27 protein-coding genes and 1 pseudogene are annotated in these 24,587 nt (G+C 71.4%); 17 read left to right on the top strand and 11 right to left on the bottom strand.

Features of this window, described 5'->3' with window-relative positions; translation table 11 throughout:
- Nucleotides 1-31: 31 nt before the first annotated feature.
- Both OG505_RS28060 and OG505_RS28055 read right to left on the bottom strand, forming a co-directional pair.
- Nucleotides 32-688, bottom strand: coding sequence for a response regulator transcription factor (locus tag OG505_RS28060; protein ID WP_007453506.1), 657 nt, complete (start codon nt 686-688; stop codon nt 32-34).
- Nucleotides 676-1,902 (bottom strand): sensor histidine kinase, encoded by a 1,227-nt coding sequence (locus OG505_RS28055; protein ID WP_405429056.1) that lies wholly within the window; start codon nt 1,900-1,902, stop codon nt 676-678. Before OG505_RS28055 ends, OG505_RS28060 begins: the two co-directional genes overlap by 13 nt.
- A gap of 171 nt (nt 1,903-2,073) precedes the next feature.
- On the opposite strand from OG505_RS28055, the gene OG505_RS28050 reads away from it, so the two are divergent.
- On the top strand, nt 2,074-2,292 hold the full coding sequence (locus OG505_RS28050) for a hypothetical protein (protein ID WP_405429055.1): 219 nt from the start codon (nt 2,074-2,076) through the stop codon (nt 2,290-2,292).
- A 49-nt stretch (nt 2,293-2,341) separates the two neighbouring features.
- Here the strand turns inward: OG505_RS28050 and OG505_RS28045 are convergent, their stop codons facing one another.
- Complete coding sequence (locus tag OG505_RS28045; protein ID WP_405429054.1) at nt 2,342-2,698, bottom strand: DUF3455 domain-containing protein; 357 nt, start codon at nt 2,696-2,698, stop codon at nt 2,342-2,344.
- Between the two features lie 242 nt (nt 2,699-2,940).
- Here OG505_RS28045 and OG505_RS28040 point away from each other — a divergent pair, with 242 nt between their 5' ends.
- A complete protein-coding gene (locus OG505_RS28040; RefSeq protein ID WP_405429053.1) occupies nt 2,941-3,087 on the top strand; it encodes a hypothetical protein in 147 nt (48 codons plus the stop codon).
- A gap of 164 nt (nt 3,088-3,251) precedes the next feature.
- Here the strand turns inward: OG505_RS28040 and OG505_RS28035 are convergent, their stop codons facing one another.
- On the bottom strand, nt 3,252-4,112 hold the full coding sequence (locus tag OG505_RS28035) for a helix-turn-helix transcriptional regulator (RefSeq protein WP_405429052.1): 861 nt from the start codon (nt 4,110-4,112) through the stop codon (nt 3,252-3,254).
- Nucleotides 4,113-4,197: 85 nt separating this feature from the next.
- Here OG505_RS28035 and OG505_RS28030 point away from each other — a divergent pair, with 85 nt between their 5' ends.
- The gene (locus OG505_RS28030) at nt 4,198-4,959 is read left to right on the top strand and encodes an SDR family NAD(P)-dependent oxidoreductase (RefSeq protein WP_405429051.1); all 762 of its coding nucleotides are present in this window, start codon (nt 4,198-4,200) and stop codon (nt 4,957-4,959) included.
- On the opposite strand, the gene OG505_RS28025 is transcribed toward OG505_RS28030, so the two are convergent.
- From OG505_RS28025 to OG505_RS28010, 4 genes and pseudogenes are all read right to left on the bottom strand, one after another.
- A complete protein-coding gene (locus tag OG505_RS28025; RefSeq protein ID WP_405434758.1) occupies nt 4,956-5,180 on the bottom strand; it encodes a hypothetical protein in 225 nt (74 codons plus the stop codon). The genes OG505_RS28030 and OG505_RS28025 overlap by 4 nt on opposite strands.
- A gap of 175 nt (nt 5,181-5,355) precedes the next feature.
- Nucleotides 5,356-5,502 (bottom strand): annotated as a pseudogene (locus OG505_RS28020) (SRPBCC family protein); the annotation flags it as partial.
- Nucleotides 5,503-5,540: 38 nt separating this feature from the next.
- On the bottom strand, nt 5,541-6,014 hold the full coding sequence (locus OG505_RS28015) for a MarR family winged helix-turn-helix transcriptional regulator (protein WP_405429049.1): 474 nt from the start codon (nt 6,012-6,014) through the stop codon (nt 5,541-5,543).
- On the bottom strand, nt 6,011-6,886 hold the full coding sequence (locus OG505_RS28010; protein WP_405429047.1) for an MBL fold metallo-hydrolase: 876 nt from the start codon (nt 6,884-6,886) through the stop codon (nt 6,011-6,013). Before OG505_RS28010 ends, OG505_RS28015 begins: the two co-directional genes overlap by 4 nt.
- 278 nt (nt 6,887-7,164) lie before the next feature.
- Here OG505_RS28010 and OG505_RS28005 point away from each other — a divergent pair, with 278 nt between their 5' ends.
- Together OG505_RS28005 and OG505_RS28000 are read left to right on the top strand one after the other, a co-directional pair.
- On the top strand, nt 7,165-7,494 hold the full coding sequence (locus OG505_RS28005; protein WP_405429045.1) for a hypothetical protein: 330 nt from the start codon (nt 7,165-7,167) through the stop codon (nt 7,492-7,494).
- A gap of 168 nt (nt 7,495-7,662) precedes the next feature.
- Nucleotides 7,663-8,736 (top strand): hypothetical protein, encoded by a 1,074-nt coding sequence (locus OG505_RS28000; protein WP_405429044.1) that lies wholly within the window; start codon nt 7,663-7,665, stop codon nt 8,734-8,736.
- Between the two features lie 147 nt (nt 8,737-8,883).
- On the opposite strand, the gene OG505_RS27995 is transcribed toward OG505_RS28000, so the two are convergent.
- Together OG505_RS27995 and OG505_RS27990 are read right to left on the bottom strand one after the other, a co-directional pair.
- Nucleotides 8,884-9,981 (bottom strand): M23 family metallopeptidase, encoded by a 1,098-nt coding sequence (locus OG505_RS27995; RefSeq protein ID WP_405429042.1) that lies wholly within the window; start codon nt 9,979-9,981, stop codon nt 8,884-8,886.
- Entirely contained in the window at nt 9,978-10,505 is a 528-nt protein-coding gene (locus OG505_RS27990; RefSeq protein ID WP_405429040.1) for a hypothetical protein, read from the bottom strand. The genes OG505_RS27995 and OG505_RS27990 overlap by 4 nt, the downstream gene beginning before the upstream one ends.
- 369 nt (nt 10,506-10,874) lie before the next feature.
- Between OG505_RS27990 and OG505_RS27985 the strand changes: the two genes are divergently transcribed.
- The 8 genes from OG505_RS27985 to OG505_RS27950 are packed head-to-tail and all read left to right on the top strand — an operon-like array spanning nt 10,875 to nt 18,874.
- Nucleotides 10,875-11,252 carry a hypothetical protein gene (locus OG505_RS27985; RefSeq protein ID WP_405429038.1) on the top strand — a complete coding sequence of 126 codons (378 nt, stop codon included), beginning with the start codon at nt 10,875-10,877 and terminating at the stop codon, nt 11,250-11,252.
- A gap of 11 nt (nt 11,253-11,263) precedes the next feature.
- Entirely contained in the window at nt 11,264-11,566 is a 303-nt protein-coding gene (locus OG505_RS27980) for a hypothetical protein (protein ID WP_405429036.1), read from the top strand.
- 31 nt (nt 11,567-11,597) lie between these two features.
- Nucleotides 11,598-12,344: a hypothetical protein gene (locus OG505_RS27975; RefSeq protein ID WP_405429034.1), complete on the top strand. Its 747-nt coding sequence runs from the start codon at nt 11,598-11,600 to the stop codon at nt 12,342-12,344.
- On the top strand, nt 12,344-13,633 hold the full coding sequence (locus OG505_RS27970; protein WP_405429032.1) for a hypothetical protein: 1,290 nt from the start codon (nt 12,344-12,346) through the stop codon (nt 13,631-13,633). Before OG505_RS27975 ends, OG505_RS27970 begins: the two co-directional genes overlap by 1 nt.
- Nucleotides 13,630-15,102, top strand: a complete 1,473-nt coding sequence (locus OG505_RS27965) for an SCO6880 family protein (protein WP_405429030.1) — start codon at nt 13,630-13,632, stop codon at nt 15,100-15,102. The genes OG505_RS27970 and OG505_RS27965 overlap by 4 nt, the downstream gene beginning before the upstream one ends.
- 12 nt (nt 15,103-15,114) lie before the next feature.
- The gene (locus OG505_RS27960) at nt 15,115-16,578 is read left to right on the top strand and encodes an ATP/GTP-binding protein (RefSeq protein ID WP_405429028.1); all 1,464 of its coding nucleotides are present in this window, start codon (nt 15,115-15,117) and stop codon (nt 16,576-16,578) included.
- The gene (locus OG505_RS27955) at nt 16,575-18,377 is read left to right on the top strand and encodes a TraM recognition domain-containing protein (RefSeq protein WP_405429027.1); all 1,803 of its coding nucleotides are present in this window, start codon (nt 16,575-16,577) and stop codon (nt 18,375-18,377) included. Before OG505_RS27960 ends, OG505_RS27955 begins: the two co-directional genes overlap by 4 nt.
- Nucleotides 18,374-18,874, top strand: a complete 501-nt coding sequence (locus OG505_RS27950) for a DUF4913 domain-containing protein (protein WP_405429025.1) — start codon at nt 18,374-18,376, stop codon at nt 18,872-18,874. Before OG505_RS27955 ends, OG505_RS27950 begins: the two co-directional genes overlap by 4 nt.
- A gap of 30 nt (nt 18,875-18,904) precedes the next feature.
- Here the strand turns inward: OG505_RS27950 and OG505_RS27945 are convergent, their stop codons facing one another.
- Complete coding sequence (locus tag OG505_RS27945) at nt 18,905-20,101, bottom strand: hypothetical protein (protein WP_405429023.1); 1,197 nt, start codon at nt 20,099-20,101, stop codon at nt 18,905-18,907.
- A gap of 452 nt (nt 20,102-20,553) precedes the next feature.
- Between OG505_RS27945 and OG505_RS27940 the strand changes: the two genes are divergently transcribed.
- The 4 genes from OG505_RS27940 to OG505_RS27925 all read left to right on the top strand — a co-directional run bounded on the left by OG505_RS27940 (nt 20,554) and on the right by OG505_RS27925 (nt 24,587).
- Complete coding sequence (locus OG505_RS27940) at nt 20,554-20,904, top strand: hypothetical protein (RefSeq protein ID WP_405429021.1); 351 nt, start codon at nt 20,554-20,556, stop codon at nt 20,902-20,904.
- 139 nt (nt 20,905-21,043) lie between these two features.
- Nucleotides 21,044-22,360, top strand: coding sequence for a glycosyltransferase family 4 protein (locus OG505_RS27935; protein ID WP_405429019.1), 1,317 nt, complete (start codon nt 21,044-21,046; stop codon nt 22,358-22,360).
- On the top strand, nt 22,357-23,685 hold the full coding sequence (locus OG505_RS27930) for an HAD domain-containing protein (RefSeq protein WP_405429017.1): 1,329 nt from the start codon (nt 22,357-22,359) through the stop codon (nt 23,683-23,685). The genes OG505_RS27935 and OG505_RS27930 overlap by 4 nt, the downstream gene beginning before the upstream one ends.
- Nucleotides 23,682-24,587, top strand: coding sequence for a hypothetical protein (locus OG505_RS27925; RefSeq protein WP_405429016.1), 906 nt, complete (start codon nt 23,682-23,684; stop codon nt 24,585-24,587). Before OG505_RS27930 ends, OG505_RS27925 begins: the two co-directional genes overlap by 4 nt.

Genomic DNA, 24,587 nt, shown 5'->3' with positions numbered 1-24,587 from the left:
ACGGGTTGGGGCAGGCCCCGGCGTGCCGGCGCTACCGCTGGTCGCCGTCCAGGTAGCGCAGCACCGCGGTGACCCGGCGGTCGGCACGGTCGTCCGGCGGGAGCTGGAGCTTCGCGAAGATGCTGCGGATGTGCTTGTGCACCGCTCCGTCGGTGACGAACAGCCGCTCGGCGATCGCCGTGTTGCCGAGCCCTTCGGCCATCAGCCCCAGCACCTCACGTTCGCGGGGCGACAACTCGGCCAGCGCCGTGTCCGGCCGGCGGTTGCGGGCGAGCAACTGCGCCACCACCTCCGGGTCGATCACGCTTCCGCCGTCCGCGACGCGACGCAGCGCGGCGAGGAACTCCTCGACCCGGCCCACCCGTTCCTTCAACAGATAGCCGAGCCCTGCGGCGCCGACCGAGAACAGTTCGGTGGCGAACGCCTGCTCCACGTACGCCGACAGGACCAGCACCGCGAGGCCGGGCCGGCGCCGCCGGGCCTCCACGGCGGCCACGATGCCCTCGTCGGTGTGGGTCGGCGGCATCCGTACGTCCACGATCGCCACGTCCGGCGCGTGCTCGTCGACCGCGACCAGGAACTCTCCCGGGGTGCCCGCCGTGGCGACCACGTCCAGCTCCTCGGCCCGCAACAGCAGCGCCAAACCCTCCCGCAACAGCGGGTCGTCCTCGGCGATCACGATCCGCATGGCAGCTCCACGTGCATCCTCGTCGGCCCTCCCGATGGGCTGGTCAGCGTCATTCGCCCGTCGTACGCCTCGACCCGCCGGCGGATGCCGGTGAGCCCGGAGCCGCGTGCCTCGTCGGCGTCGCCGCGTCCGTCGTCCTCGACGGTGACCAGCAGCCGACCGTGCTCGCGGCGCACGGCGACGTCCACCTGGCTCGCCCCGCTGTGCCGGACCACGTTCGTCAGCGCCTCGGCCACCACGAAGTACGCGGTGGCCTCGACCGACGCCGCGCAGCGGACGGCCACGTCCACCGCGAGCCGGCACGGAACCGCGCAACTGCCGGCCAGGCCCGCCAGCGCCCCGGCGAGGCCCCGATCGTCCAGCACGGGCGGCAGGATGCCGCGCACCACCGTACGCAGTTCGCCGAGCGCCTGCTCCGCCGCGTCCTGCGCCTGCCCGAGGATCTCGTCGGCCCGGTCCGGGTCACGCCGTACCGCCCGACGCGCGGCGCCCAGCAGCACGTTGACCGCGACCAGCCGATTCTGCGTGCCGTCGTGCAGCGACCTCTCGATGCGGCGCAGCTCCAGGGCGTGGGCGTCCAGCGCCGCGGCCCGGGTGGCGGTCAGCGCGGCGACCCGGAGCGACAGGTCGACCCCCGGCGGCGGGGGCAGCAGCCACCGGCCGGGCCAGGACTGGAAGCGGGCCAGCGCCGGACCGAACCCGACCGCGGCGACCAGCCAGCCCACCCCGAGCAACCCGACCACGAGCGCCTCGGACAGTCCGTCGATGCGCCACCAGCCGATCCCCGGTGCACCGACCTCGGGCGGGACCAGTCGGTACCACAGCGGAAACGTGATGTCCTGAAGGGCGTAGAGCGGCAGGGCGAGGCCGACCAGTCCAGACAACAGGCCGATGGTCGAGTGGAGCGTGACCCAGCCCAGCTCCCGGCGGACGAACGGGTCGCGCACCGCCTCCCGCAGTTCCTCGGGCACCGGTCCGGGGGCCGGGATCGTCGTCCCCCGACGGGACAGCCGAGCGCGCTCCCGGTCGGCCACCGAGCGCACCGTCCGCAACGCGCCGGGCACCAGCCGCAGACCCACCCCGACCAGGCAGGTCAGTGCCACGACCACCGCCCAGAACAGCGCGCCCATCGCCAGCAGCGCGGTGCCCAGCCCGCCGACGAGGTGTTCGAGGGCGTCGACCGAGGCGCGCACCCGGCCCCGCACGTACGCCATCGCCGCCCACCTCCCCGGGCCAACATAGGCCACCGCGAGCACGGCCGGCAGCGTCCGCGGCGGAAAGTACAGCCTGCTGTACCGCCGGTCGTCGAGCTGGCGGGATCGTCTCCGCCGGGGTCGCCCGCCTAGCGTCGATGGTGTCGTCGAACGTCACCGAGGGAGACAGTCATGACCGACCCGTACCGCGTCATCGAGACCCCCGAAGCCGTGCCGGAACGGCCCGGCGGCCTGCTACGTCCGCTGCTGTGGCTGGTGCTCTTCATCAGCGCGGCGATCAACGCCGTGCTCTCGACCGTCGTGGACAGCCCGTGGATCGGCTCGGTGTTCGGCCTGGTCGCGGTGCTCTGCGGGGCGGCGCTCATCGTCCACCACCGCCGCAACAGGTGATCCGGCAGCGCGCGTCCCGTGGCGGGAACCCCGCGACGGGACGGCGCGGTCACCGCTTCGCCGTCCAGAACACGTAGAGGGCGCCGTACGGCACGGACGCGGTCGCGCCGTCGGCGCAGGCGCCGGTGGGCGCGACGCCGCCCGAGGTCAGCAGACGGCTGACGTACGTGTAGGTCTGCGTTCCGCGCGTGACGAGGTACGCGCCGACCGGGCGGGATCCGGCCGGAGGCCTGATCGCCGAGGCGATGCGGGGGACGTCGATCCGGCGGGCGTCGGCGCCCAGAGTGGCGCCCTCGGCCACCTCGGCGGCCGACGCCGGGCTGGCCACCAGACCGAGCGCCGCGACCGCACAAACCGTTCCGACGACCGCAAGCGTCCGGACCCGGGAGCGGGACATGCTGATCATGCGATTCCTCCGTTCGGGCGGGCGCTTCCACGCCCCATGGATCCGCACGGAGAGAACGCGCGCGCCGATCAATTTCCTGGCGAATGTGAACGCTGATTCACCCAGGCGCGGAGCGCGGCGCTGTCGGACAACACGGGACTTCGGCGCGCGACAGGGGCCCCCGAGCAGGCACGGGTTTCGCGACCGGACCGGCGAGGGTAGTGACCGCACCGCCCGTCAGCCCAGCCCCTGAGGAGACTGCAGTGTCGGTCCAGGCGTTTCTCTATGTCGTAGCGGTCATCCTGCTCGTGCTCGCCGCCCTGCCCTTCCCCACCCGGGGCTTCTCGCTCGCTCTGCTCGGGGCGGCGTTCGCCCTGCTGGCGTACGCCTGGCCGGTGATCACTGACTGAGCGAGGCCGATTACCCGACCTGAAGATCGACGATTCACCAGGCCCGGTCGTCGGCGCCCCGGCTGTGCGGCGACTCAGCGCACAGCCGGGGCGCCGCACGACACACCCGAGCTGCCGGCCACCTCGGTCAAGAGCAGGGACCGTTCCTGCGGGCGTCGGGACTGTCAGCGCTCGATGGCGCTGACAGTCATCCGCTGGCTGCCGAGCACCGAGAGCAGCCGCAACGCTTCCGCTGAGGGTGAGCCCGGCACCGCGGTGTGAATGATGAGCCACTGGTCGCGGTCGGCGATGTCGAGGACGTCGCAGTTCACTGTCACCGGCCCGACCAGTGGGTGCTGGAAGGTCTTGATCAGGGTGCGTTCGTCGTCCACGTCGTGCGACTCCCACAGGTCGCGGAACCGCTGGCTGCCTGCGAGCAGGTCGCGGACCAACGCCGCCACCTCTGGGTCGTCGGGATAGCGGGCGGATGTGGCGCGTAGTCGCCGGGCCGAACTGCTGATGAACTCCTCGATGTCGGACACCCCGTACAGCACCCGGCCGTCCGGGTGCGGGCCGAGGAAGGCGCGGCGAACCAGGTTGCGGTCGCGCCGGGGCAGCGCCGAGAAGTCCTCCATCAACGCCGCCGCGAGATCGTTCCAGGCGATCACCTCGTAACTGGCCGACGTCACGTGGGCGGCCGCCTGGGGTAGCCGCTCGATCAGGTCGAGGATGCTCTGCCGCACCTCGCGCGGCGGTCCGGCGGGCGGCGCCGGCGGCCTGCCGGCCAGGTGGTGCAGGTGGTCGCGCTCGGCGTCGGAGAGGCGCAGCGCGCGGGCCAGGCCGGCCAGCACCTCGGGCGAGGGGTGCGGGGCGCGGGCCTGTTCGAGACGGGTGTAGTACTCGATGGAGATGAACGCCAGCCGGGACACCTCCTCGCGTCGCAGCCCGGGCGTGCGGCGCCTGGTGCCGGCCGGCAGGCCCACCTCGGCGGGGGTGATCCGCTCGCGCCGGCTGCGCAGGAAGAGCGCCAACTCCTGTCGATTCACCCCTCAAGTGTGCGCCGGCGGGCGGGCTCAGCCAGGTATCGACGATGCCTGGCTACGATCCGGACGCCGGACGCAGGCTGGCCGCATGACACCACTGCTCAACGACAAGGTCGCCTTCGTCAGCGGGGCGGGACGGGGCATCGGTGCCGCGGCGGCCCGGCTCTTCGCCCGCGAGGGGGCGCGAGTGCTGCTGGCGGCCCGGACGGAATCCCAGCTCAGGGCCGTCACCGACGAGATCCGGGCGGCGGGCGGCACTGCTGACCACGTGCTGTGCGACCTGGCCGACCCGGGCAGCGTTCGCGCGGCTGTTGAGCGGGCCGTCGCCCTCTACGGGCGGCTCGACGTGGCCTTCAACAACGGCGCGACAATCACCCCTCCGGGGCCCGTCGACCGGGTGAGCCTTGCTGACTTCGACAGGCTCTACCAGGTGAACATGCGGGGCGTGTGGCTGGCCATGGTGGCCCAGGTGGCGGCGATCCGGGCCACCGCCGGCCAGGGTGCGATCGTCAACAACTCCAGCGTGGGCAGCCTCACGGGCAACCCGGCGCTGCCCGCGTACGGGGCGATGAAGCGTGCGGTGAACAGCCTTACCGAGTCGGCGGCGATCACCTTCGCGCCAGAGGAAATCCGGGTCAACGCGATCGCTCCGGGCAACACCCGTACCGAGATGATCGACAGTTGGCAGGAGAACTCGCCCGGCCTGGTGGAGCGCCTGATCGCGGCCACGCCGCTGGGCCGCCAGGCCGAGCCCGAGGAGATCGCCGAGTCGGCCGCGTGGCTCCTCAGCGACCGTTCGTCGTTCGTGACGGGCGTCGTGCTGCGCGTCGACGGCGGCGCGCGAGCCTAGGAACCTCGGTCACGGGGGACAGCCGGGCCATTGATCGGAGCCCGCGCGGCCGGCCCGGTAGCGGCCCGGTGTCGTTCCGATGATCGCGCTGAACGCCGCGATGAAGCTGCTGGGGTTGGCCCATCCGCAGGCGTAGGCGGTCTGGGTGGTGCCCGGCCGTCGGCCAGCAGCACGAGCGCGTGGTAGACGCGTAGCTGCGTCCGCCACTCGTAGAAGGTCATGCCGAGTTCGCCGTGGAACAGTCGGCTGAGGGTACGCGGGCTCGCTCCGATCGTCCTTCCGAGTTCGGCGAGCCGCGTTCGGTGTGCACGGCCAGGATGCCGCTGGCCGCGTACACCAGATGCCCCCGGGCGTGGGTCTGCGCGGTGATCGTTCCGCCGGAGGGCCACACACCTCGTACCGGGTTTCCAGGCCGCCGGCGCCTTCGACGCGCTCCACGTGTCGCACTGCCGAATACCACTGCGGCATGGTGGTGAAGTCGGCGACGAAATCGAACACCCGCCCTACTGGGGCCGTGATGTCCAGGTCGAGGTGAAAGGTCATTGTGTCCCCTGGGTGCGTGCCGCACCCCGACGAGGCGGTCAGTCCGTCCGCTTCCTCTCGGCGGCGAGGCGGTTCGCGAGGGCGAGTCCGGCGGGTGATTGTCGGGTGAAGCTGTGCAGGAAACCGATGAACGCGTCGATGTCCGTTCCCGCACTTGCCTGGTCGAGCAGGTCGTACAGCTGATTTTCGATCTCCGCGACGCGGTGGGCCTTGTCCCGGCCCGGCCCGGTCAGCGTGAGCCGGACCTGCCGTCGGTCGTGTTCGCTTGTGGTTCTCTGCACGAGACCCGCGGCGACGAGGCGGTCGACGATGCGACTCGGGCTGGTGCCTGTGTCGCAGACGAGCAGGTCGCCGAGTTCCCGCAGGGCGAGCGGTCCGTGGTCGCCGATGATGCGCAGTGCCTCCGACTGTGCGGGCGTGACACCGATCTCGGACAGCAGCACCGTGAGCTGGCGGTTGCCCTCTCGTTGTGCGGCGAGGATGAGGTAGCGAAGCTGTTCGGCTGTTCTCACACCCGCATCGTGCCGTGTTCTCGCAGCGCCGTGGCCAGGAGCCCGGCGGCCGCGGGGTCGTGCGCGGCGAGGATCTGCATGCTCGGGTGGCGGGCAGCCAACGCGTTGACCCGTCGGGTGGTTTCGTGCAGACCTGCGGCGTCGCCGACTCCGGGTATGCGGTCGGCCGCGAGCCGCCGCACGTCGTAGGTGACGTCGCCGACGAGCAGCATCGGCGGCAGCCCCGCACCGCGCAGCAGCAGCGACATCGAGCCGGGCGTGTGCCCGGGGGTGGGCAGCAGCAACAGCGAGCCGTCACCCATGACGTCGTACGCCTGCGTGAACGGCGCGATGGCGGGGTCGTCGACGCGCTGCGGGGTGACAGCCGTGAAGGTGACGCCGGGGACGTGGATGTGTTCGCGCAACAGACCCGCGAACGCCGCGAACCTCTTGTCGACCTCCGCCAGCTCGGACGCGGCGACCAGGACCCGCGCCGTCCTCGGCAACTCCCGCAGGCCGCCGATGTGGTCCTGGTGCAGGTGGGAGAGGACGGCCACCCGTACGTCGGCGATGTCGTAGCCCGCACTGCGGAGCCGGTAGGTAAGGGTCGCACCGGCAGGAACGTCGAACGTGGCGAGGCGGCGGTAGATGTGTCCGGCCGCGCCGCCGGGGAAGTAACAGGGGTCGGTGACCGAGCGCCGGTCCTGGCCGGTGTCGAACAGCACCAACCCGCTGGCGTGCTCGATGACGTACACGTTGATCGGGAGGGGCTCGGTCCAGCGGCGAGATGTGTTGAGCCACCACATCAGCGGGGTGCCGTTCGTCTCGCGGTGCTCGGGGCGGATCTGGACGGTGCCGGTGCTGACAACAGTGACCTGCTTGATCGGTGCCACCGCAAACTCCTTAGATGTCACGACATGCATGTCGTGACATGAATTAGATGTCCAGGTCGCTTCTGCTGTCAAGCCCTGAGCGTCGAGCAGTCGTACGGCACGACCCTGGATCCCGGCACCGTCGACGTCGCGGCGTTCGCCACCGCGGTACGCGCCGATGGCGCCTCTGCGACTGTCCGACCTCGACTGTGCTCCGGCGATGACAGATGTCCATGGGTGTGCAGGCCGAGAGGTGCGTCGCCGGTAGGGTGGGACGCGGCACACCTGGGGGAGGAAACGTGATCAAGCGCTGGGGATCTGCCGGGCTGGCACTCGCGCTCGCCCTGCTGGCGGCCGGGTGTGGCGACGATCCGTCGCTGACCGGCACGTGGATCATGTCGGAGAACCAGTCCCGCACGATGACGGTGCGCGACGACGGCTCCGTGTCGGCGAACATCGACGTCCCCTGCACCGGCACCACGAAAGGCCAGGGCGACCGGGAGTACCGGCTCGAGCTGGACTGCGGCATCACCAAGATATCGGCCGACGGCGTCCTGAGCAGCGACGGCAGCACCCTCACCGTCAAGGACCCGAGCACCGGTCAGGACGCGGTCTGGAACCGCAAGTAATCCACCGGGATAGTCGCGCCTCGGACGGCCCGTGACAGGCACCGGTCGCCTGCGCACGGGGCTGCGCCGCCTCGATACCGCGCGATACGGTGCCAGGCGTGCCGCCCGGCGGTCCTGACGTCGCCGGCACGCGATGTCACATCACACGGTTGCGGCGGAGGCGGACACGTGGCGGTTGCGGAGGTCGCTGGCGGCGTTGTGCAGCTCCTGACGGCGATCATGGAGTACCGGCGGTTCCTGGCCGAGCAGCAGCATCAGCAACTAATGCAGCAGCGTGCGGTGACCGAGCGGCAGCTCGAGTTCGCCCAGGCCGTCGGCGACCGGCAATTCGACGTACGCAGTGAGCTGGCCGAGCAGGCTGCCCACCTCGACCCGCACCGCACCCGGGAAGTGCACGACCAACTGCACGAGCAGTACCGCCAGGACGCGGCGACCTGGAGCCGCGCGGCGGACCCGCAGTGGTGGCAGAAGGCCACGAACGCCGACATCGCCGAGGTGTGGCGTGCCTCCACCGCCTGGCAGGCTGTCGACCCGGCTGCCGACATGGCGCGTCGGGCCGCCGGTGAACGACTCGCCGAGTCCGGCGTACGGGTGCCTGCCCCGGGCGGGCGTACCCACACGGGCGACGCGTTGTCCCGGGCCGTGCGTGGCGCCACGGAACGGCAGGGGCATGCCGCTGGGCCCCGCGCGGCGACGTCGGCGAAAGAGCGCAGCGCGACCGACGGCCGTGGGCCCGCGGACCGTTCGTCGCAGCAGCGGGAGGCCGAAGGCCGCCGCGCCGGTGCCGACGCCGACGCGACCTGGCATCGGGCCGCGGCCGCCGACGACCGCCAGCTCGCCGGTGCGTGGCACGACGTCCGGCTGGACGCCGAACAGGGGCTCGCGCCCGGTACCGACGTGCCCGCCTACGCCGAGGCGCGCGCCGATCACGCCGACGCGCGGGAGCAGGACTTCACCGCCGAGGCGACCCACCACGAACAGATGGCCGACGCGGCCGGGCAGACGGCGGCTGTCGCCGGCCAGGCAGCTGCGCCGAGCCAGGCCCCATCGACCGGAGCACCCGCGCCGGGCACTGCGGAGGGTAGGGGCGCGCAGGCCGCGGCCAAGGCCTACCCCCGACCGACACGCAGTGCGGTGGGCCGCGGCGCGGACCGTTCGGCCGCCGCACGGAGCGTGGCGGGCCGGGGGCGGGTGCAGCCGCAACGCGTGCCCACCCGGGCGCCGCAATCAGCCATCCGCTGAGCCGCTCCGGCGCGGCCGTCGGCACGAGGAGCGTCGCCGCGTCAGCTCGACCGTTCGCGTCGGCCGGCGCGACCCGCTGGACAGCACCCCGGGCACCCTTCTCGCGGGGCACAGGTGGTGGGCGGGTGGAGTGGGCCGCACGGGCGGTCAGCCGCCCAGCGGCGCCCCGACGCCTGCCATGAACGCGACGGGGTCCACCGAGTTGCCGAAGCTCAGGCTCTGACCAGGGGCGACGCCCCGGTGCACCTCATAGTGCAGGTGCGGCCCGGAGGAGTTCCCGGAACTGCCGCTGAGGCCGAGGACGTCACCAGCTGCGACCTTCTGCCCGACCCGCACGAAGGGCTGTTGGATCATGTGGCAGTAGCGGGTGGCGATGTTGCCGGCGTGGCGGACGTCGACGTACCAGCCACATCCGCCGAGGCCGGGGTATCCGTCGGTATCGCAGCCGTGCCAGGCCGGGGCGTTGCACTTGCTTGTCGACACCACACCGGCGGCAGCGGCCCGGATGGGCGTCTCCTTCGCGGCGCCGAGGTCGACGCCTGCATGCCTGTGGTCGCCCCGGTCCTGGCCCCACGGTGCGACCACGCCAGCCCGTACCGGCTGCACCCAGCCGCCCGGACCGACCGGGACGGGTTCGAAGGCGCCGGGCCCGCACGGCGCACCGGGTGCTCCCCCGCCCAGTTCGTCGATGCTGCCGACCTTCAGGATGGTGGCGGCCAGGACGTTGGCGTCGTTCTCCCACTGCTGGTAGGCCTCGGGAGTGCCGGAGCGCTGCACGGCCTGGGCCGCGTCGGTCAGCCGCATGCCCTGCCAGCCCTCGACCTTCAGCAGCGACGTGTAGAACTTGCCGGCGGCGTACCGGGGGTCGGTCAGTTGTGCCACGGTTCCCCAGCCCTGGCTGGGACGCTGCTGGAAGAGACCCACGGAGTCGCGGTCCCCGTAGTTGAGGTTGCGCAGCGTGGACTCCTGCATGGCGGTGGCCAGGGCGATCACCAGGCCACGGGCCGGCACCTTCATCTCCTGGCCGACCGCGACGATGATCGCGGCGTTGGCGACCTGGCTCTCATTCCAGGTGGTGGTGCCCTTGGCGCCTCCGGAGGGCACCGAAACGGGGATCGGCCCGCACGGCGAGGCGCTGGCCGCGCCGCCCATCAGGAACAGCGGCAACCCGATGACGCAGCCAGCCAGCAGCAGGATTACCGCGACGACCGCGCCGATGAGACCCTTCGTCTTCTGGTCGGTCACTGCCCGGCCCGTTTGAAGTCGTTGCCGGTGACCAGCCAGCGGCCCTTGATATCGGCGACACTCACCAGCAGCGTCCCGCGATCCGTGGGGATCGCGAACTGCCCGCCGCCGTCGCGGACGGGGTAGGTCGCCCTGGGCGGGCCGGTGATGCGCGACGCGGGCAGGTTGGCCGGATCGACGGTGCGCAACTGCTCGGCGAACCGCGGGACACACAACTGCCTGACGCCTTCGAGCCAGCCTGCCGCGTCGATCCCTGGCCGGGCCCACGCGGCGGCGAAGGCGGCAGCGGCGGGCGCCGCCTTGGCGACCGGCGCTGTGGGGCCCTCGTCGTCCTCGTCGTCACGGCCGAGGGCCTCCGGCGGTGTGGCGCTGGCGACCGTTCCGGCGACGGCCGGTGCGGGTCCACCATTTCGCGGCACCTCGCCGCCGGCCGGCCCGGATCGGAAACAGCCGGACAGCGTCACGAGCAGCGTCGGTATGGCGACAGTGAAAACCGCCACCCGTACGGCGAGTCCATAATGCACGGATCCGCCTTCTTCCTTATTCATAGCCGCATTACCCCCGTGCTGCCCGCTTGCTTCGTATCCACCGTGAACCGTCTGATCAGGAGTCAGCTCTGCACGTCACGATGTGGATTCACCATATCGATAGCCGTGCAGCCGGGTGCTACTGTCTGCCGCGAAGGTACGTCAGGTACGGGGGAAATCACATGCACGGTCGAGCGCAGGGCGATTCTTGACGTGCCCTCGGTCAATGCGCAGATTCGTACGCGGTACGACACACTGCCAGGTCTCTCGGCCGTACCGGTGCCACCGCAGGCTGTTGCCAACGGGTGGCCTCCGGTGTGGTGGGTCGGCTGCCACGGCGGCAGCGGTGCCACCACGCTCGCGACGTTGACCCAGATCGGCTACGACTACGGGCCCGTGTGGCCGCAGTTGCCGCCGAACTCTCCGATGATCAACGTCGTGCTGGTCTGTCGAGCCAGCGCCGCCGGAACGTTGGCGGCGGCCGGTGCGGTGGAGCAGTGGCGTCGGCGAGCCATCCCGGTGCACGCCCAGGTGCGGGGAGTCGTCGCGGTCGCCGCGTCGCCGCGCCGACCACCCAAGATCGTCAACGAGCGTCTGCAACTGCTGGCTGGCTGGGCACCCAATGTCTGGCGCGTCGGCTGGCAGGAGGTTCTGCTGGCCGCCGACAAGCCCGTCGATCTGGGCGTCCCCCCACCCGACGTCGCCGCGCTACGCGATTCCATCGTGGAAGCTGTCTCGATCTAGGAGAGGGACTCATGTCGTTGTTGCTGCAACTGCACGACGCGGTCACCAGCGTGCAGGACGCTGCGACCGGTATCATCGCCGCACCGAACCCGGGCAACGTCGCACCCCCCGGCTCGGACAAGATCCTGACGATCCTTGGTTGGGTGAAGTGGCTCGTCACGGCCGTCGCCGTCGGCGGTGCCATGTTCATCGGCGCCAAGATGGCGATCGCCCACCGCCGTGGCGACGACACCAACACCTCTGCGCTGGGCTGGTGGCTGGCCGGTTGTGTGCTGCTCGGCGTGGGGCCTCAGTTGGTCGACGCGCTGACCTGAGCACGGCGATCACCGGGGGGGAAGAAGCGCCATGCGTTCGAAGAACTACCAGGCTGACTACGCAGAGGAACCGTCGCCGTGGACGCGGCCGGGCTTCGTGCTGGCCGCGGCGCTGCTGCTGGTGATCGTCGCACTCGGAGTCGTCGTCGCCGTTCGGTCCGGCGACGACGCCAAGCCCAGCTCGGTGGCACCCACGGTGTCCGCGGAGAGCGTGACGCCGCAGCCGGAAGCCACGGGCAAGCTGCCCACGGCGGTCCCGGTGACCGCGCCAACGGGCGTCACCTGGCAGGTCGTCCGTGGCACCGCGTTGCCGTTCAGCGACCGCGCCGGGCCCCGGGAGCGCAGCGACAAACAGGCCAAGGGCTTCGCACGCACGCCGGAGGGCGCGCTGATCGCCGCCGCGCAGCTGGTCAGCCGGGTGGGGGCCGCCGCCGGCCGGGCCTCGTGGGAACCGACCCTGACCCAGCAGTTCCTGCCCAGCACCGACCGGGACACACTTCAGGCAGCGCTCGCCGCAGAGCCGGAGCAACCGGCGCAACCGGGCGATCTCGCGCCGCTGGCGGGCTACCTGTACCTGACCTACACGCCGGACACCGCGGTGATCGGGCTGGCCTACCGGTCGGTCAACGGCACCACCGCACGGTGGTTCATCGTCACGACCACGCTTCAGTGGCGCGCCGGTGACTGGAAGATGGTGGCGCCGCCCGGCGGCGCCTGGACCTCGTTGAGCCGCACCGTTACCGACCTGAACGGCGTCGTGGAATGGGGGGCCCGCTGATGTGCAATCCGATCACGCAAGCTGACTGCAGCCTCGCGGACGCGGCCGGGGACCTTGTCGGCGGCGTCACCACCTCGTTCGCGGACTCCATGCTCGAGGGCCTCGCCAAGGCCATGGGCGAAACCGCGGCCTGGGCCTTGAAGACCCTGATAGCCGGCTGGATCGCGGTGCCGTCCCCGGTCCTCACCGGGGGAGCCGTCGATCGGCTGCGCGAGTACACCTACTGGCTCACCGGTGCCGTAGCGGTGTTCTCACTGCTCATCGCGGCCGGGCGAATCCTGTTTGAGCGCAACGCCAAGGCCGCCACCGATGCCGGGCGGGGCCTGCTGCAGCTGACGCTTATCAGCGCTGCGGGCGTACCGACGGTCGCGCTCCTCAGCGAGTTCGGCGACGGTTACTCCAAGTGGATAGTGGACGCCTCGACCGGCGGCGATCTCGGCGAACGCCTGGTGATGTTCGCGCCCGCTGCCGGCGTGGCCGCCTTCAACGGCCTCACGTCCATCGCGCTGATCGCCATCGCGTTCATGCTTCTGCTCATCTCGTTCGCGCAGATCCTGCTGAGCATCGGCATCGCCGCGATCAAGGTGTTGCTGTGCGGGCTGATGCCCCTGGCTGCGGCTGCGGCGATGACCGGCACCGGGCGCGCCATGCTGGCGCGCTACATGAGCTGGCTGATGGCGGCGCTGCTCTACAAGCCCGCCGCGGCGACCGTGTACGCGGCCGCGTTCTGGATGATCGGTGACGGCAAGGACCTCACCACAGTGCTGACCGGCATCGTGCTGATGTGCATGGGCATCGTGGCGATGCCGGCCCTGCTCAAGCTGCTGGCCCCGGCGACCAGCCAGATCGCCATGGGCGGTGGCGGCGGAGGGGGCCTGGCGGCCTCCGGCGCCATCGCCAACGGCGCCATGCTGCTCAACTCCACCCGCGGTGGTGGCGGTGGCGGTGGCAGCGGTGGTGGTGGCGGACAGAGTGCTCCGGTACGCCCCTCCGGGTCCGGGCCCGGTCCCACTGCCGCTCCGGCACCGTCCGGCGGCGGGATGTCCGGCGGCGGGCCGGCGATGGCCGGAGGTGGCGGCGGTGCCGCAGCCGGCGGGGGTGCTGCGGCTGGCGGGGGCGCGGCGGCCGGCGGCGGCGCGGCAGCGGCCGGCGGACTGGCCGCGGCGGCCGGCCCGATCGCCGCCGGGGTCGTGGTCGGACAGGCTGCGGCGAAGGCCGGCCCGGACGCGATCAGGAAGATCGGTGGTGCTGCTGCGGGCGCGTCAGGACCGACAGGAGCTGAGCAGTGACGACGACTGCCGCGCCACCGAACCCGTCGCAGCAGCGCGCCTACGGCAACTGGCGTCGCGGTGTGTCGGCCGGGCTGTTCGGCCTGGGCACCATCGGCACGCTGATCATGTTCGGTCTGGCCCTGCTGACCGTGCTGATGCTCGCCGTGTCGCTCGTGGCCGCCCTGCTGACCGCGCTGTGCGGTGCGGCCGTCCTGGTCCCGCTGGCCATCCGCGTCAACGGGCGTAGCGGCCTGCAGGTCATGGCGGCACGGTTCGCGTGGTGGCGAGGGCGTTCACGACGACAGCACCTGTACCTGTCCGGCGTGGCCTCGAAGGTGACGCAGACACACCAGCTGCCCGGCATTCTGGCCCGTTCGCAGATCTACGAGGTCGAGACGGGCCGCTCCGGGCGCATCGGCGTGGTGGTCATCCCACAGTCGCGGCACTACACGGTCACGCTGCGCTGTTATCCGGAGGGCATGGACCTGGTCGACCAGAGCGCCATCGACGCGCGCGTGGCACACCTGGCCGCCTGGTTGTCCAACCTCAGCCGTGAACCGGGCCTTGTGCAGGCCGCGGTCACCGTGGAGAGCACCCCGGACCCGGGGACGCGGCTGGCCACGGAGGTCAACGACACGATGTCGCCGCAGGCACCGGAACTGGCCCGCCAGGTCCTCCAGGAAGTGGTAAGCAGCTACCCGGCCGGCTCGGCGACAGTGGAAACCCGGGTCTCGCTCACCTACACACTGCCTCCGAACCGGCGGCAGCTCTCGCACGAGGACATGTGCCGGGAGGTGGCCGCCCGGCTGCCGAACCTGCACTCCGGGCTCTCGGCCGCCGGCGGCGGCGGCGTACGCCCGATGATGACGCGGTCGCTGGTCCGGGCCGTGCGCGCCGCGTACGACCCCGGCACGAGCATCGAGCTGTCGCGTACCCCCGATCTGGACCTCACCTGGGAGAACGCCGGCCCGGTCTCGGCGCGGGAGAGCTGGGACTACTACCGCCACGACTCCGGGGTCTCGAGGACCTGGGGCATGGTCGAGGCCCCCCGCGGTGTCACCTTCGCCAACACGTTCGCCAGGCTGACCGACCCCGACCCGCAACTGATGCGCAAGCGGGTGTCACTGATCTACCGGCCGTACTCGCCTGCCGAGTCGGCCAAGCTCGTCGAAGCCGACAAGCGCGACGCCCGGTTCAACGCCACGAAGAAGTCCCAGGCCACCGCCCGGGACCTGGCCGACCTCAGCGCGGCCGAGCAGGCCGCTCAGGAGGAGGCTTCCGGTGCCGGCGTCGTGCGCTTCACGGTGCTGGTCACCGCCACCGTCTCCTCGGTCGAACAGCTCGACGAGGCGACCCGGATCATCGACTCGCGGGCCGCCGAGGCGCGGCTCATGCTCCGCCCGATGTACGGGGCCCAGGCGGCGACCTTCGCCGCCACCCTGCCGACCGGAGTGGTGCTGCCCGTGCACGCCACCGTGCCGTTCTAGGAGGCAGACCCGATGCCCCGATCCGTCATCCCGAACCGACGTCCCACCCGATTCGGTTACGCCGGCCCCGGCGGCGGCCGGGTGTCGTGGGTCGAGTCGCCCACCGAGTACCGCGGCACCACTGTGCAGGTGTGCGGCTTGTGGCCGTTCGGCACCGGCTCGTCCACCCCGACGATCGGCGCTCCGCTCGGCCGGCACCGCTACACCAACGCGACTGTGTGCTTCGACCCGATCTCCTGGTACGAGCGTGCCAAGCTGATCAACAACCCGTCGGTGTGGATCCAGGCAGAACCGGCCATGGGCAAGTCCACAAGCGTGCGGCGGATGCTGCTGAGCCTGGTCGGTCAGGGGGTGACCCCGCTGATCCTGGGCGACCTCAAGCCCGACTACGCCGAACTGGTCGCCGCGCTCGGCGGGCGGGTGCTGCGCGTGGGTCCCGGACTGCACCGGATCAACCCGCTCGACATCGGCCCGTGGCAGCAGGTGCTCGCACACGTGCGCGACCCCAAGGAGATCGAGCAGCTGCGTGCGGAGATCGTCGACCGCCGGCTCAACGCCGCCCTGGTGCTGGCGACCCTGACCCGGGGTTCTCCGCTCGCGTCGGACGAGATCACCGTGCTGGCGGCCGCGCTGCGCTTCCTGACCGAGCGGGAGAGCGTCGCCCAACCTCTGCTCTCGGACGTGCTGCGGGTCATCGAAGAGGCACCCATGCAGGTGCGGTGGGTGACCCTGTGGCACGACGAGAACGACCTTGACCGCTACCGCCTCGAGACGGAGAACCTGCGGCGTACGCTGCGGGCGCTGATCCACGGTCCGCTCGGCTCGACGGTAGAGGGCCACACCACCGCCTCGATCGAACTCGACACCACAGCGCTGTGCGTGGACATCTCCGGCATCAGCGAGACCAACCAGACTCTGACTGCCGCAACACTGGTCACCACCTGGGCCGCCGGCTTCGGTCAGGTCGAGGCCGCGCACCGGATGGCCGACCTGGGACTGGCCCCGCCGCGGCGCTTCTTCCTGGTCCTGGACGAGATGTGGCGCGCGTTGCGGGTCGGGCACGGCATGGTCGACCGCATCGACGCGCTGACCCGCCTGAACCGTTCCAAGGGCACCGGCACCGCGTTCATCACCCACTCGCTGGGCGACCTGCAGGCCCTGCCGAACGAGGAGGACCGCGCCAAGGCCCGCGGCTTCGCCGACAGGTGCGCGGTGCTCATGATCGGCGCCTGCTCCGAGCAGGAGCTCGACGCCGTCGCCCGGGTACGGCCCCTGGCCCAGGCCGAACGCAACGAGGTGCTGTCGTGGTCGGCGCCGCCGTCGTGGACTACCGGGCCGGACGACGAAGAGGTCCTGATCGGCCGCGGGAACTTCCTCATCAAGGTCGGGACCAGGCCCGGCATCCCGGTGCACCTGGAACCCACCGAGATAGAGAAACAACTGGGCAACACCGACTTCCGTTGGAAGCGCACATGAGCCGAACAGTGGGACCCGGCGGAAGCAGCGACTCCTCGGGCCTGATCGCCGGTGGCGTGGCCGTGCTTGCGCTGGCGGCGGCCGGGGCGGTGTGGCTTCCGTTGCGGCTGACCGACCCGCCCGGCTATCACGGCGAAGGTCTGTTCAGCGCCGCCGCGGCGCTGATCTCGGGCAGGATCACGTGGACCGTCGCGTGCACCCTCGTGGCTGTCGGAGAGGTGCTGGTGGTGGCGGCGCTGGTCGCCGGTGTGCTGCTGCTGACCAAGGGGCGCCGTCTCCGGGGCAGCCGGGTCGACGAGGCCGCGCGACACATGGCCCGCCGCGGCGACCTGAAGCACCTGAGCCCCGACGGGGTCACCGCATCCGCGAAGCGGCTGCGGGCCAGCCTGGCCGACGCCGGATCCGTCGCCCCCGACGAGGCCGGCGTCCTCATCGGACGGACTGTGGCCGGCGGTATGGAGCTGCGTCAGTCCTGGGAGGACATGGCAGTCGACATCTGGGGGCCGCGTACCGGTAAGACCACAGCCCGCGCGATCCCGGCCACCGTGTCCAACCCCGGGCCGACACTTGTCACAAGCGTCAAGGGCGACATCATCGACGCCACCCGGGAACTGCGCGCCACCCGCGGCGAGATCTGGGTGTTCGACCCGCAGCAGGTCTGGGGCCAGCCGCAGCAGCTGTGGTGGAACCCGCTGGGCGAGATCGCCACAATCACCGACGCGCGTCGGCTGGCCGAGCACTTCGCCTCAGCCGAACGTGAACCGGGCATGCAGCGCGACGCGTTCTTCGACCCCAGCGCCGAGGAGCTGGTGGCCAATCTGCTGCTGGCGGCCGCTGTCGGCGGCCGGTCCATCCTCGAGGTGTACCGGTGGGCGGTGAACCCGCGCGACGAGTCGCCTGCCGACATCCTCGCCGGTGCGGGCTTCCAGCTGCCGGCCGACTCGATCATCGGCGTGGTGAACATGCCGGACCAGACCCGCGGCGGCGTCTACGCCGGCGCGCAGAAGATGCTCATGTGCCTGACGGAGCCGAGCGTCACCGCCTGGGTCAGCCCGCCGACCGTGTCGACGATCCGGCAGTTCCGCCCCGACAAGTTCGTGGCCACGTGCGACACCGTCTACCTGCTCAGCCAGGGCGGTCCGGGATCACCTGCGCCACTGATCGCCGCGCTTACCGACGCGGTGCTTCGGGCGGGGGAGCTGCGCGCCCGCGCCTCGCCGGGCCGGCGCCTCGACCCGCCGCTGATGTCGGTGCTCGACGAGGCCGCCAACATCTGCCGCATCCGCCAACTGCCGGCGCTGTACTCCTACTACGGCTCGCACGGCCTGCCGATCATCACTGTGCTCCAGTCGTACGCCCAGGGCGTCGACGTGTGGGGCCGCGAAGGCATGCGCAAACTGTGGTCGGCGGCGAACGTGCGTACCTACGGCGGTGGCGTCGCGGACCCCGAGTTCCTCGAGGAGTTGTCCCGCCTCATCGGTGAGCACGACGTCATGACCCGATCCACGTCGACAAACGGCTCCGGCTTTGGCCAGCAGTCCGTGTCGCGGCAGACCCGCCGCCAACGGGTGCTCGACGTCGCGGAGCTGCACGCGCTGCCCCGGGGCCGGATGGTCGTGTACAGCTCCGGTGCGCCGCCGGTCCTGGCCCGCACCGCCCCCTGGCAGGCCGGCCCGTACGCCGACGCCATCAAGGCCTCCATCGCCCGGTGGGACCCGGACAGCCGGAACGACTGGACTCTCAAGGCCGACAACCCGCTGACGCAGTCGTTCGACAACCCCGTGCAGGAGCCGCGATGACCACGCCCACCGGCCAGAGCGGTTCGGAAAGGGCCGTGGCCGAACTGTCCGCTCTGCTGGAGCAGTTGTCCGGTGCCCTGCCGCGCGCCGACACGCAGGCAGCCGCGGGCGCCACCGCACAGCCGCAGCAGGCCGCCGACGAGGTGCCGGAGCCGGCGTTCCGCAACCTCGACGACTTCATGCGGCTGTATCTGGCCGAGGTCGTCGAGCGTCGCGTGCTGAGCGGACCCAAGAGCGGCATCTACTGGTGCGACAGATGGTGGGCGCACCCCGAGGCGATCTCGCGCTTCTACGCGATGTGGCGCGAGTGGGAGAGGGCCCGCATCGACGACACCATGAGCACCTGGTGGCTGCACCACCTCGATCCGCACCTGAGCACCATGACCGCCGAGTACGGGCCGTTCGCCAAGTGCGAACCCGGCCGGCACACCGAGCCCAGGACCCTGCCGGCCGTCGCCGCTCCGCGTGAGGTCCTCGATCAGCTGCCCGAGGGCTGAGCGCCGGGAGGGCCGCACGGCCCGTACGGGCTAGCCGAGTGCCGGGTGGAACGCCAGCGCGGCGCTGTCCGACGGGTTCGCGGCGAGGCCTCCGTGGGTGGTGACGGCCACCGGAGCCACCCCGGGCGACACCTCCTTGTCCGTGCCTGTGCGCGCGTCGAGGACGACTGCGGCGTTGTTCACCGTGCCGTAGACCGCGCCGTGCCACGCAACTGTCATCCGCGGGGCGCGACGACCCGTCGCGGGCAGTTGCCACAGGTCGTCTCCGGTGGTGGAGTCCAGGGCGAACAGCGGCTGTGAGTTGCCGATCGCGCACACCGTGACCGCGGCCTCGTCGTAGGAGCAGCGCAGCCCCGCCCCGTAGTCGCCCTTCGTGCGGTTGACAAGGGTGCCGTCCTTCTTGATGAGCGTGTAGAAGCGCTCGCCGTCGTTCTGCTGACCCACAGCGACGATGAAGGACGGACCGCCTGCGGCGAGTTCGGCGTTGGCGACCGAGAGCGCCGACCAGCGCTTGGCGCCGTCGAGCATCGCGAGTCCGTTGATCGACCGGCGGTATCCGCTGTCCGGTGCGGTGAGGCCGACGACGGTGTCCCCCAGCAGTGTCGAGGCGTCGAAGTCGTTGTCACGCCAGAGGGTGCTGCCGGTGCTGACGTCGACGGCCACCGTCACCTGCTTGCCGATGCCGAGCACCACGACGGAGCCACGACCGCCGACCAGGCGGACGTAGTCACGGGCGACAAGGCTGAAGTCGCCCTCGGCCGGCTTGGCGTCCACAGTCACGGTCTTCGTCAACCGGCCGTCGGTGGCGTCGATCACGAGCAGCTCGACGGCCTGCCGGGCCACGACGGTGCCGGAGGCGGGGATCTCCACCGCATACGGCACGATCACCGCGGGTCGTCCGGAGAGGTCGATCAGCACCGGCCGGTGCCCGGCGGCAGCCGGGTTGCTGGTGATCGGCGACTGCTTCGGCGTGAGCACCGACAGACGGTTTCCGCTGGCAACGTCCACCACTGTGGTCTGGGCATCGCCGGGCACGAACGCGGTGGTGCCGTGCAGGAGGACGTCGCCGGGGCGGCCCTCACCCAGCGCGGTGCCGGTGGGCGAGAACCGGGTCGGCGGGTCGTACGCCGGCATCGGCGGGGTGGCGACGGGGGCCGAGGCTGCCGGCGGTGCCGGCGGGTCGTCGTCGCTACACCCGGCGGTTGTCGCCACGAGCGCAACAATCACCGCCGCAGTCTGGAGCCGCGCTCTCACCACTGGATCCCCGTTCCCCGCGATCGTCCTCCCGCGCGGAAGCATAGCAACGAGCATCGATCAGACGGGAGTTCGCCGAGGTCCGCCGTAGTTTCGCCCCGCGCCGCGACGGCCGGATCGACGGTTACGCCGCTCGATACGCCGTTGCTGCGGTTTTCTGGTCTGTCGCGATTGGACGGCCCGATCTATGCTCGGCTCTGCACGCACCGTGAGCGGATTCGGCATCTGGCCACCGCACGGGCGTGCCGATGCAGTCGTGCGTTCGGGGGAGGGCACTGCATGAGCCTGCTGTGCGTGGACGACGGGGCCGCAAGAGCCGCCACTGGTGCTGCCGCGGCCCGCCAGCCTCGTCCTGCCCGTTGCGCGGATGAGCGTCCCCTGAGCTACGAGGCCATGGCCTTCCCCGCCGGCGTAAGGATGTGGACATGGAGGTAACAAAGATGACGAAGGTGTCGGATTCCTGGGGATGCATGCTCAGCACGCACCGTTACCTCTGGAACGAGCGGGACGAATCGGTACGGCAGAACCTCACCTTCGCTGAACAGGCCGCCCTGTCCCGCACGACGCTGGCGGGCGAGGGCGACGGCGAGCCACCGCGGTCCGTCGAGATCGCCAGCACCGAGGCGCTCGTGGCCGCGTCCCTGCTCCGGGAGTTGTCGGCCCGGCTCCGCCACGGCGTCAGCACCGACGCGGTGAGCGCGGACGCCGTGGAACTGGCCGACGTGGCCGACGAACTCGTCGGCCGGCTCTACTCGGCGACGGGAATGCGTGGCTGATCGTCGCCACGACCGCGCGTAGGCAACGAGCACATTCGCGTACGCCTCGACGACATGGACCCGGCGCGACCGCGCCGCACGGTTTCGGTGCCCTGACCGCCGACCAGGTATCCGCAGAAACCAGAAGAGGGCAGCAGAGATGACAGTGCCAGTGCCGCCGGCCCGGGCGGAGGCGCAGACCCGGCCGTTGAACGTGCTCACGCTGTGCGACAAGTGGATCGGCGGCGGCCCGATCGCCGTCAACCGGGAGATCTCCATAGCGCTCGCGGAGCTCGGGCACCGGGTGACCACCCGCGTGAGTGTTCCCTCGCCGTCGCATCCCCTTGTCGACATCCAGGTCCTCGACCCGGTCCCGGGGGTGTCCGACACGCGGGCGCAGTTGCTCCGGGCGGACCGGCTCCCGGCGGACGTCGACGTCATCATGGGCCACGGCCGGTTTTCCGGTGGGGCCGCCTCCTACCTGCGCGACAACTTCTACCCGCACGCGAAGGTGGTGCACTTCGTCCACGTGACGGCGGACGAGATGGACCGCGGCCGCGGCGAACCGTTGGAGTCGAACCAGCACACCGAGACCGAACGCGCCCTGGTGTCCCGGGCCGACCTGGTGGTCGGGGTGGGCCCGCTGCTGACCGACGAGGGCCGCCGCCTGGCCCGGATGTGTGAGAAGCCGCCCCCGGTGGTGCAGATGACCCCCGGGGTGATCCTGGAGACGCCACCCCGGTACGACCCCGAGCAGACCCGGCTGAACCTGCTGGTCTTCACGCGTACCGACGACCGCCTCAAGGGGGCCGACATCGCCGCGGCTGCGGTGGGCGAACTGCACAAGCGCGGCATGGACGTACGGCTGACGATGCTGGGGGCGCACAAGTCCGACGTCGCGGAGCAGGAACGCGTGCTGTCCGACATCGCCGGCTTCCCGGTCCGGGTCCGGGGTTACACCTCCGACCCGAGCGTCATGGCCGCCGAACTCCGTGGGGCGGACATGGTGATCCACGCGGCACGGCACGAGGACTTCGGCCTGGCCCCACTGGAGGCCGCCGGGCACGGTGTGCCTGTCCTGGTCGGGAACCACACCGGAGTCGGGATGTTCCTCGGCGACCCGAAGGAGGTGCCGGCGGCTCTGGGCGCACCGTCGGTGGTGAACACGCGGGGAAGCTCGGAGGCGACCCTGCCCACCGTGTGGGCCGACCACGCCGAGGCCGTCCTGAAGGATCTGCCGGAGGCCCGGCGTCGGGCCACCGACCTGCGGGAGCACCTCGGGCAGAACCACACCTGGCGACACGCCGCCGAGGGGGTGGTCGAGAACATCCGGACCCTGGCGCCACCCACGCGCAGCACCACCGCCGCCGCGACTGCCGCGTTGCAGGTCGCTCATCAGCAGGCTCGTCCGCCGGCCGTGGCGCCCCGCCGGCCGCAGGGATGGCAGGAGGCCTTCCGGCCGGGACGCGGCCGGTGAGCGAGACGGGACCCGCTGGCGACGCGGTGAGGCCGTGGTTGTTGCTCGACATCGACGGGGTCCTCAACCCCACCGGGGACCATGCCGACCGTGGCTTCACACCCCACGACCTGGACGGCCACCAGGTGCAGCTCAGCCCCGAACACGGGCTGATGCTGAACGCCCTCGTCAGTGAGGGACTTGTCGATCTGCGCTGGGCGACGACCTGGAACGATGCCGCGAACGCCTACGTCGCGCCCGTCGTCGGCCTGGCTGACCCGCTGCCCGTCCTGGTCATCGACCGGGCTCTGGCCGGCCCGGTGCCGTTCGGCGTGAACTGGAAGGCCGCGAGCGTGCTGGCCGAGGCGGACGGCATGCCGTTCGCCTGGCTGGACGACTTCTTCACGGACCCCGACCGGCGGTGGGCCGAGGCGCGTGTCCTCGACACGGGCGTACCCACGCTGCTCGTGCCGATCGACCCGGCGGTCGGGTTGCTCCCCGACCACCTCGATCAGGTGCGCTCATGGGCCCGAAGCGCCTGCGGTCCCGGAGTCCTCACCGGCGCGGACCTTCTGGAGCGTACGCCGCACCTGGCAGCCGACCCGGTGTCGCGGGAACGGGCGGAATGGTTCGCGCGCACCTGCAACGCCCTGCCCGGCGAGGCGGCCGGCCTCGACCGGAGGGACCTCACCGTCTCGCTGTGGGACCGCTGCGCGACAGCGGTCACGGCCGAGCACAGCGGTGAGCCGCACGGGGTACGCCCCACCGACGAGTTCGTTCGCCAGTCCTTTCGCCGGTTCCTTCGCGGCGACGGCGCGGCAGCGATGGTCTGGGCCGACCGGGCGGCCCTGCGGGCCACCCACCCCGAGCGCGGTGCCGTGGCGCACGCCCAGGACTCGTACCGTCTCGTTCTCGAGGACCCGGCCGACCGCGACGCCGGCCGGCGGATCCAACTGCTTGTCGATTCCGCGGTGGCCGACCTCGGCATCAGCCCGGACATCCAGCGCACCCACCGCTCGGTCCTGATCGGATCGCCCGGCCCGCTCGTGCAGGTCTCGGTCCGCGCCAACCGCCGCGACACGTCAAGTGACCTGACTGTCTCCTTCGGTCACGGCGGCCGTGCCGAACGGGTCCCGTACGATCAACTGCTGCGCGACGGTCCGGACGCCCTGCTCAAGAGGGTCACGGGAGTGGCCAGGTCCGTGGCGGAGATGCAGGAGCGGCGGCCCGCTGCCGTCGCCTACCTGCCGAGGCCCGTCGCGAGCCGGCACCAACAGCAGCCGCACCAGCCGACGCCGGCGGTTCGTCCACCTACGTCACCACAGCCATCAAGGGGCAGGCGATGACATCGGAAAGTCCGAGGCACGAGGGCAGGGCCATCGATGAGGCCCGGCAGGACTACGAGGTTCTGAGCGCGGTCGGCGAGCTGTTCCCCGGCACCGCCCTGGCGGAGAGCAGCCGGCAGCTCGGGCAGGGCGGTGACTGGCCGGAGAACCTGCGCGAATCTCCGCTCGTCATCGACGCCGCCTCCGCCTGGGGGCCGGGCACAGTCCTCGCGGTGGCGGCCGCCGCGCGCGGCGTCCCGCAGCTCGCCCTGGTGATGGTGGGCGACGAGCCGGCCCGGTCGGCGGCACGCCGCCTCCTGGACAGCGCGGGCCGCGCCGAGGTCACTGTCGTGAACCGGCCCCCCGACGTGTCGTCAGTCGTTCGTTCCGCCTGTGGCGACAGCGGGCAGCCGATCCGCTGGGTCAGCTTCGGAGAGCCTCTCCGCCTCGCGCAGTTGATCCAGCACGATCCGGACCTCGCCAGCCGGATGCGCGTCACGCAGTCGGCGGGCAGCGAAAGATCGGCAAGCGCCGAGGCCGCTCGTAGCGTGCTGGACGCGGTGCGGGACGGGCGGCTCGCCGCACTGGAGCTGGTGCTCACCGGGCCGGGAGACGCCGGGCCGTCCATCGACAGCAGTCGTCGCCAGGCCATGGCGCTGGCCGAGACGCTTGACGACACTGTCGACAGGTCGGAGGTAGCCGCGGTGCTCAGCGACTCCGTCGCCCTGAGCGCCGCCGTGATGTTGCCCTTCGTCGACGTCGAACAGGCGGGCACCGAGGTCGACGGCGGGGGCCTCTTCCAGCGCGGCGACGACGGGGTCCGCCTGTGGTGGGGGGCCGTCGAGGAGTACGAGCCGCTGGTCCGCTGGCTCACCCGGGTCGTCGAGCCGTCAACGGCGTCGCGGCCCGACCGAGGGGAGTGA

The sequence above is a fragment of the Micromonospora sp. NBC_00617 genome (assembly GCF_045161355.1).
Taxonomy (GTDB): domain Bacteria; phylum Actinomycetota; class Actinomycetes; order Mycobacteriales; family Micromonosporaceae; genus Micromonospora.
The sequence above is the reverse complement of the archived record's forward strand: the minus strand, read 5'-3'. Positions and strand labels throughout refer to the sequence as shown.

What these genes read in the sequence shown, in the direction of transcription:
- OG505_RS28060 (WP_007453506.1), bottom strand. Translation starts at nt 688, where the DNA reads ATGCGGATCGTGATCGCCGAGGACGACCCGCTGTTGCGGGAGGGTTTG.
- OG505_RS28055 (WP_405429056.1), bottom strand. Translation starts at nt 1,902, where the DNA reads ATGGCGTACGTGCGGGGCCGGGTGCGCGCCTCGGTCGACGCCCTCGAA.
- OG505_RS28050 (WP_405429055.1), top strand. Translation starts at nt 2,074, where the DNA reads ATGACCGACCCGTACCGCGTCATCGAGACCCCCGAAGCCGTGCCGGAA.
- OG505_RS28045 (WP_405429054.1), bottom strand. Translation starts at nt 2,698, where the DNA reads ATGATCAGCATGTCCCGCTCCCGGGTCCGGACGCTTGCGGTCGTCGGA.
- OG505_RS28030 (WP_405429051.1), top strand. Translation starts at nt 4,198, where the DNA reads ATGACACCACTGCTCAACGACAAGGTCGCCTTCGTCAGCGGGGCGGGA.
- OG505_RS28025 (WP_405434758.1), bottom strand. Translation starts at nt 5,180, where the DNA reads ATGACCTTCTACGAGTGGCGGACGCAGCTACGCGTCTACCACGCGCTC.
- OG505_RS27980 (WP_405429036.1), top strand. Translation starts at nt 11,264, where the DNA reads ATGTCGTTGTTGCTGCAACTGCACGACGCGGTCACCAGCGTGCAGGAC.
- OG505_RS27975 (WP_405429034.1), top strand. Translation starts at nt 11,598, where the DNA reads ATGCGTTCGAAGAACTACCAGGCTGACTACGCAGAGGAACCGTCGCCG.
- OG505_RS27970 (WP_405429032.1), top strand. Translation starts at nt 12,344, where the DNA reads ATGTGCAATCCGATCACGCAAGCTGACTGCAGCCTCGCGGACGCGGCC.
- OG505_RS27960 (WP_405429028.1), top strand. Translation starts at nt 15,115, where the DNA reads ATGCCCCGATCCGTCATCCCGAACCGACGTCCCACCCGATTCGGTTAC.
- OG505_RS27955 (WP_405429027.1), top strand. Translation starts at nt 16,575, where the DNA reads ATGAGCCGAACAGTGGGACCCGGCGGAAGCAGCGACTCCTCGGGCCTG.
- OG505_RS27950 (WP_405429025.1), top strand. Translation starts at nt 18,374, where the DNA reads ATGACCACGCCCACCGGCCAGAGCGGTTCGGAAAGGGCCGTGGCCGAA.
- OG505_RS27940 (WP_405429021.1), top strand. Translation starts at nt 20,554, where the DNA reads ATGGAGGTAACAAAGATGACGAAGGTGTCGGATTCCTGGGGATGCATG.
- OG505_RS27935 (WP_405429019.1), top strand. Translation starts at nt 21,044, where the DNA reads ATGACAGTGCCAGTGCCGCCGGCCCGGGCGGAGGCGCAGACCCGGCCG.
- OG505_RS27925 (WP_405429016.1), top strand. Translation starts at nt 23,682, where the DNA reads ATGACATCGGAAAGTCCGAGGCACGAGGGCAGGGCCATCGATGAGGCC.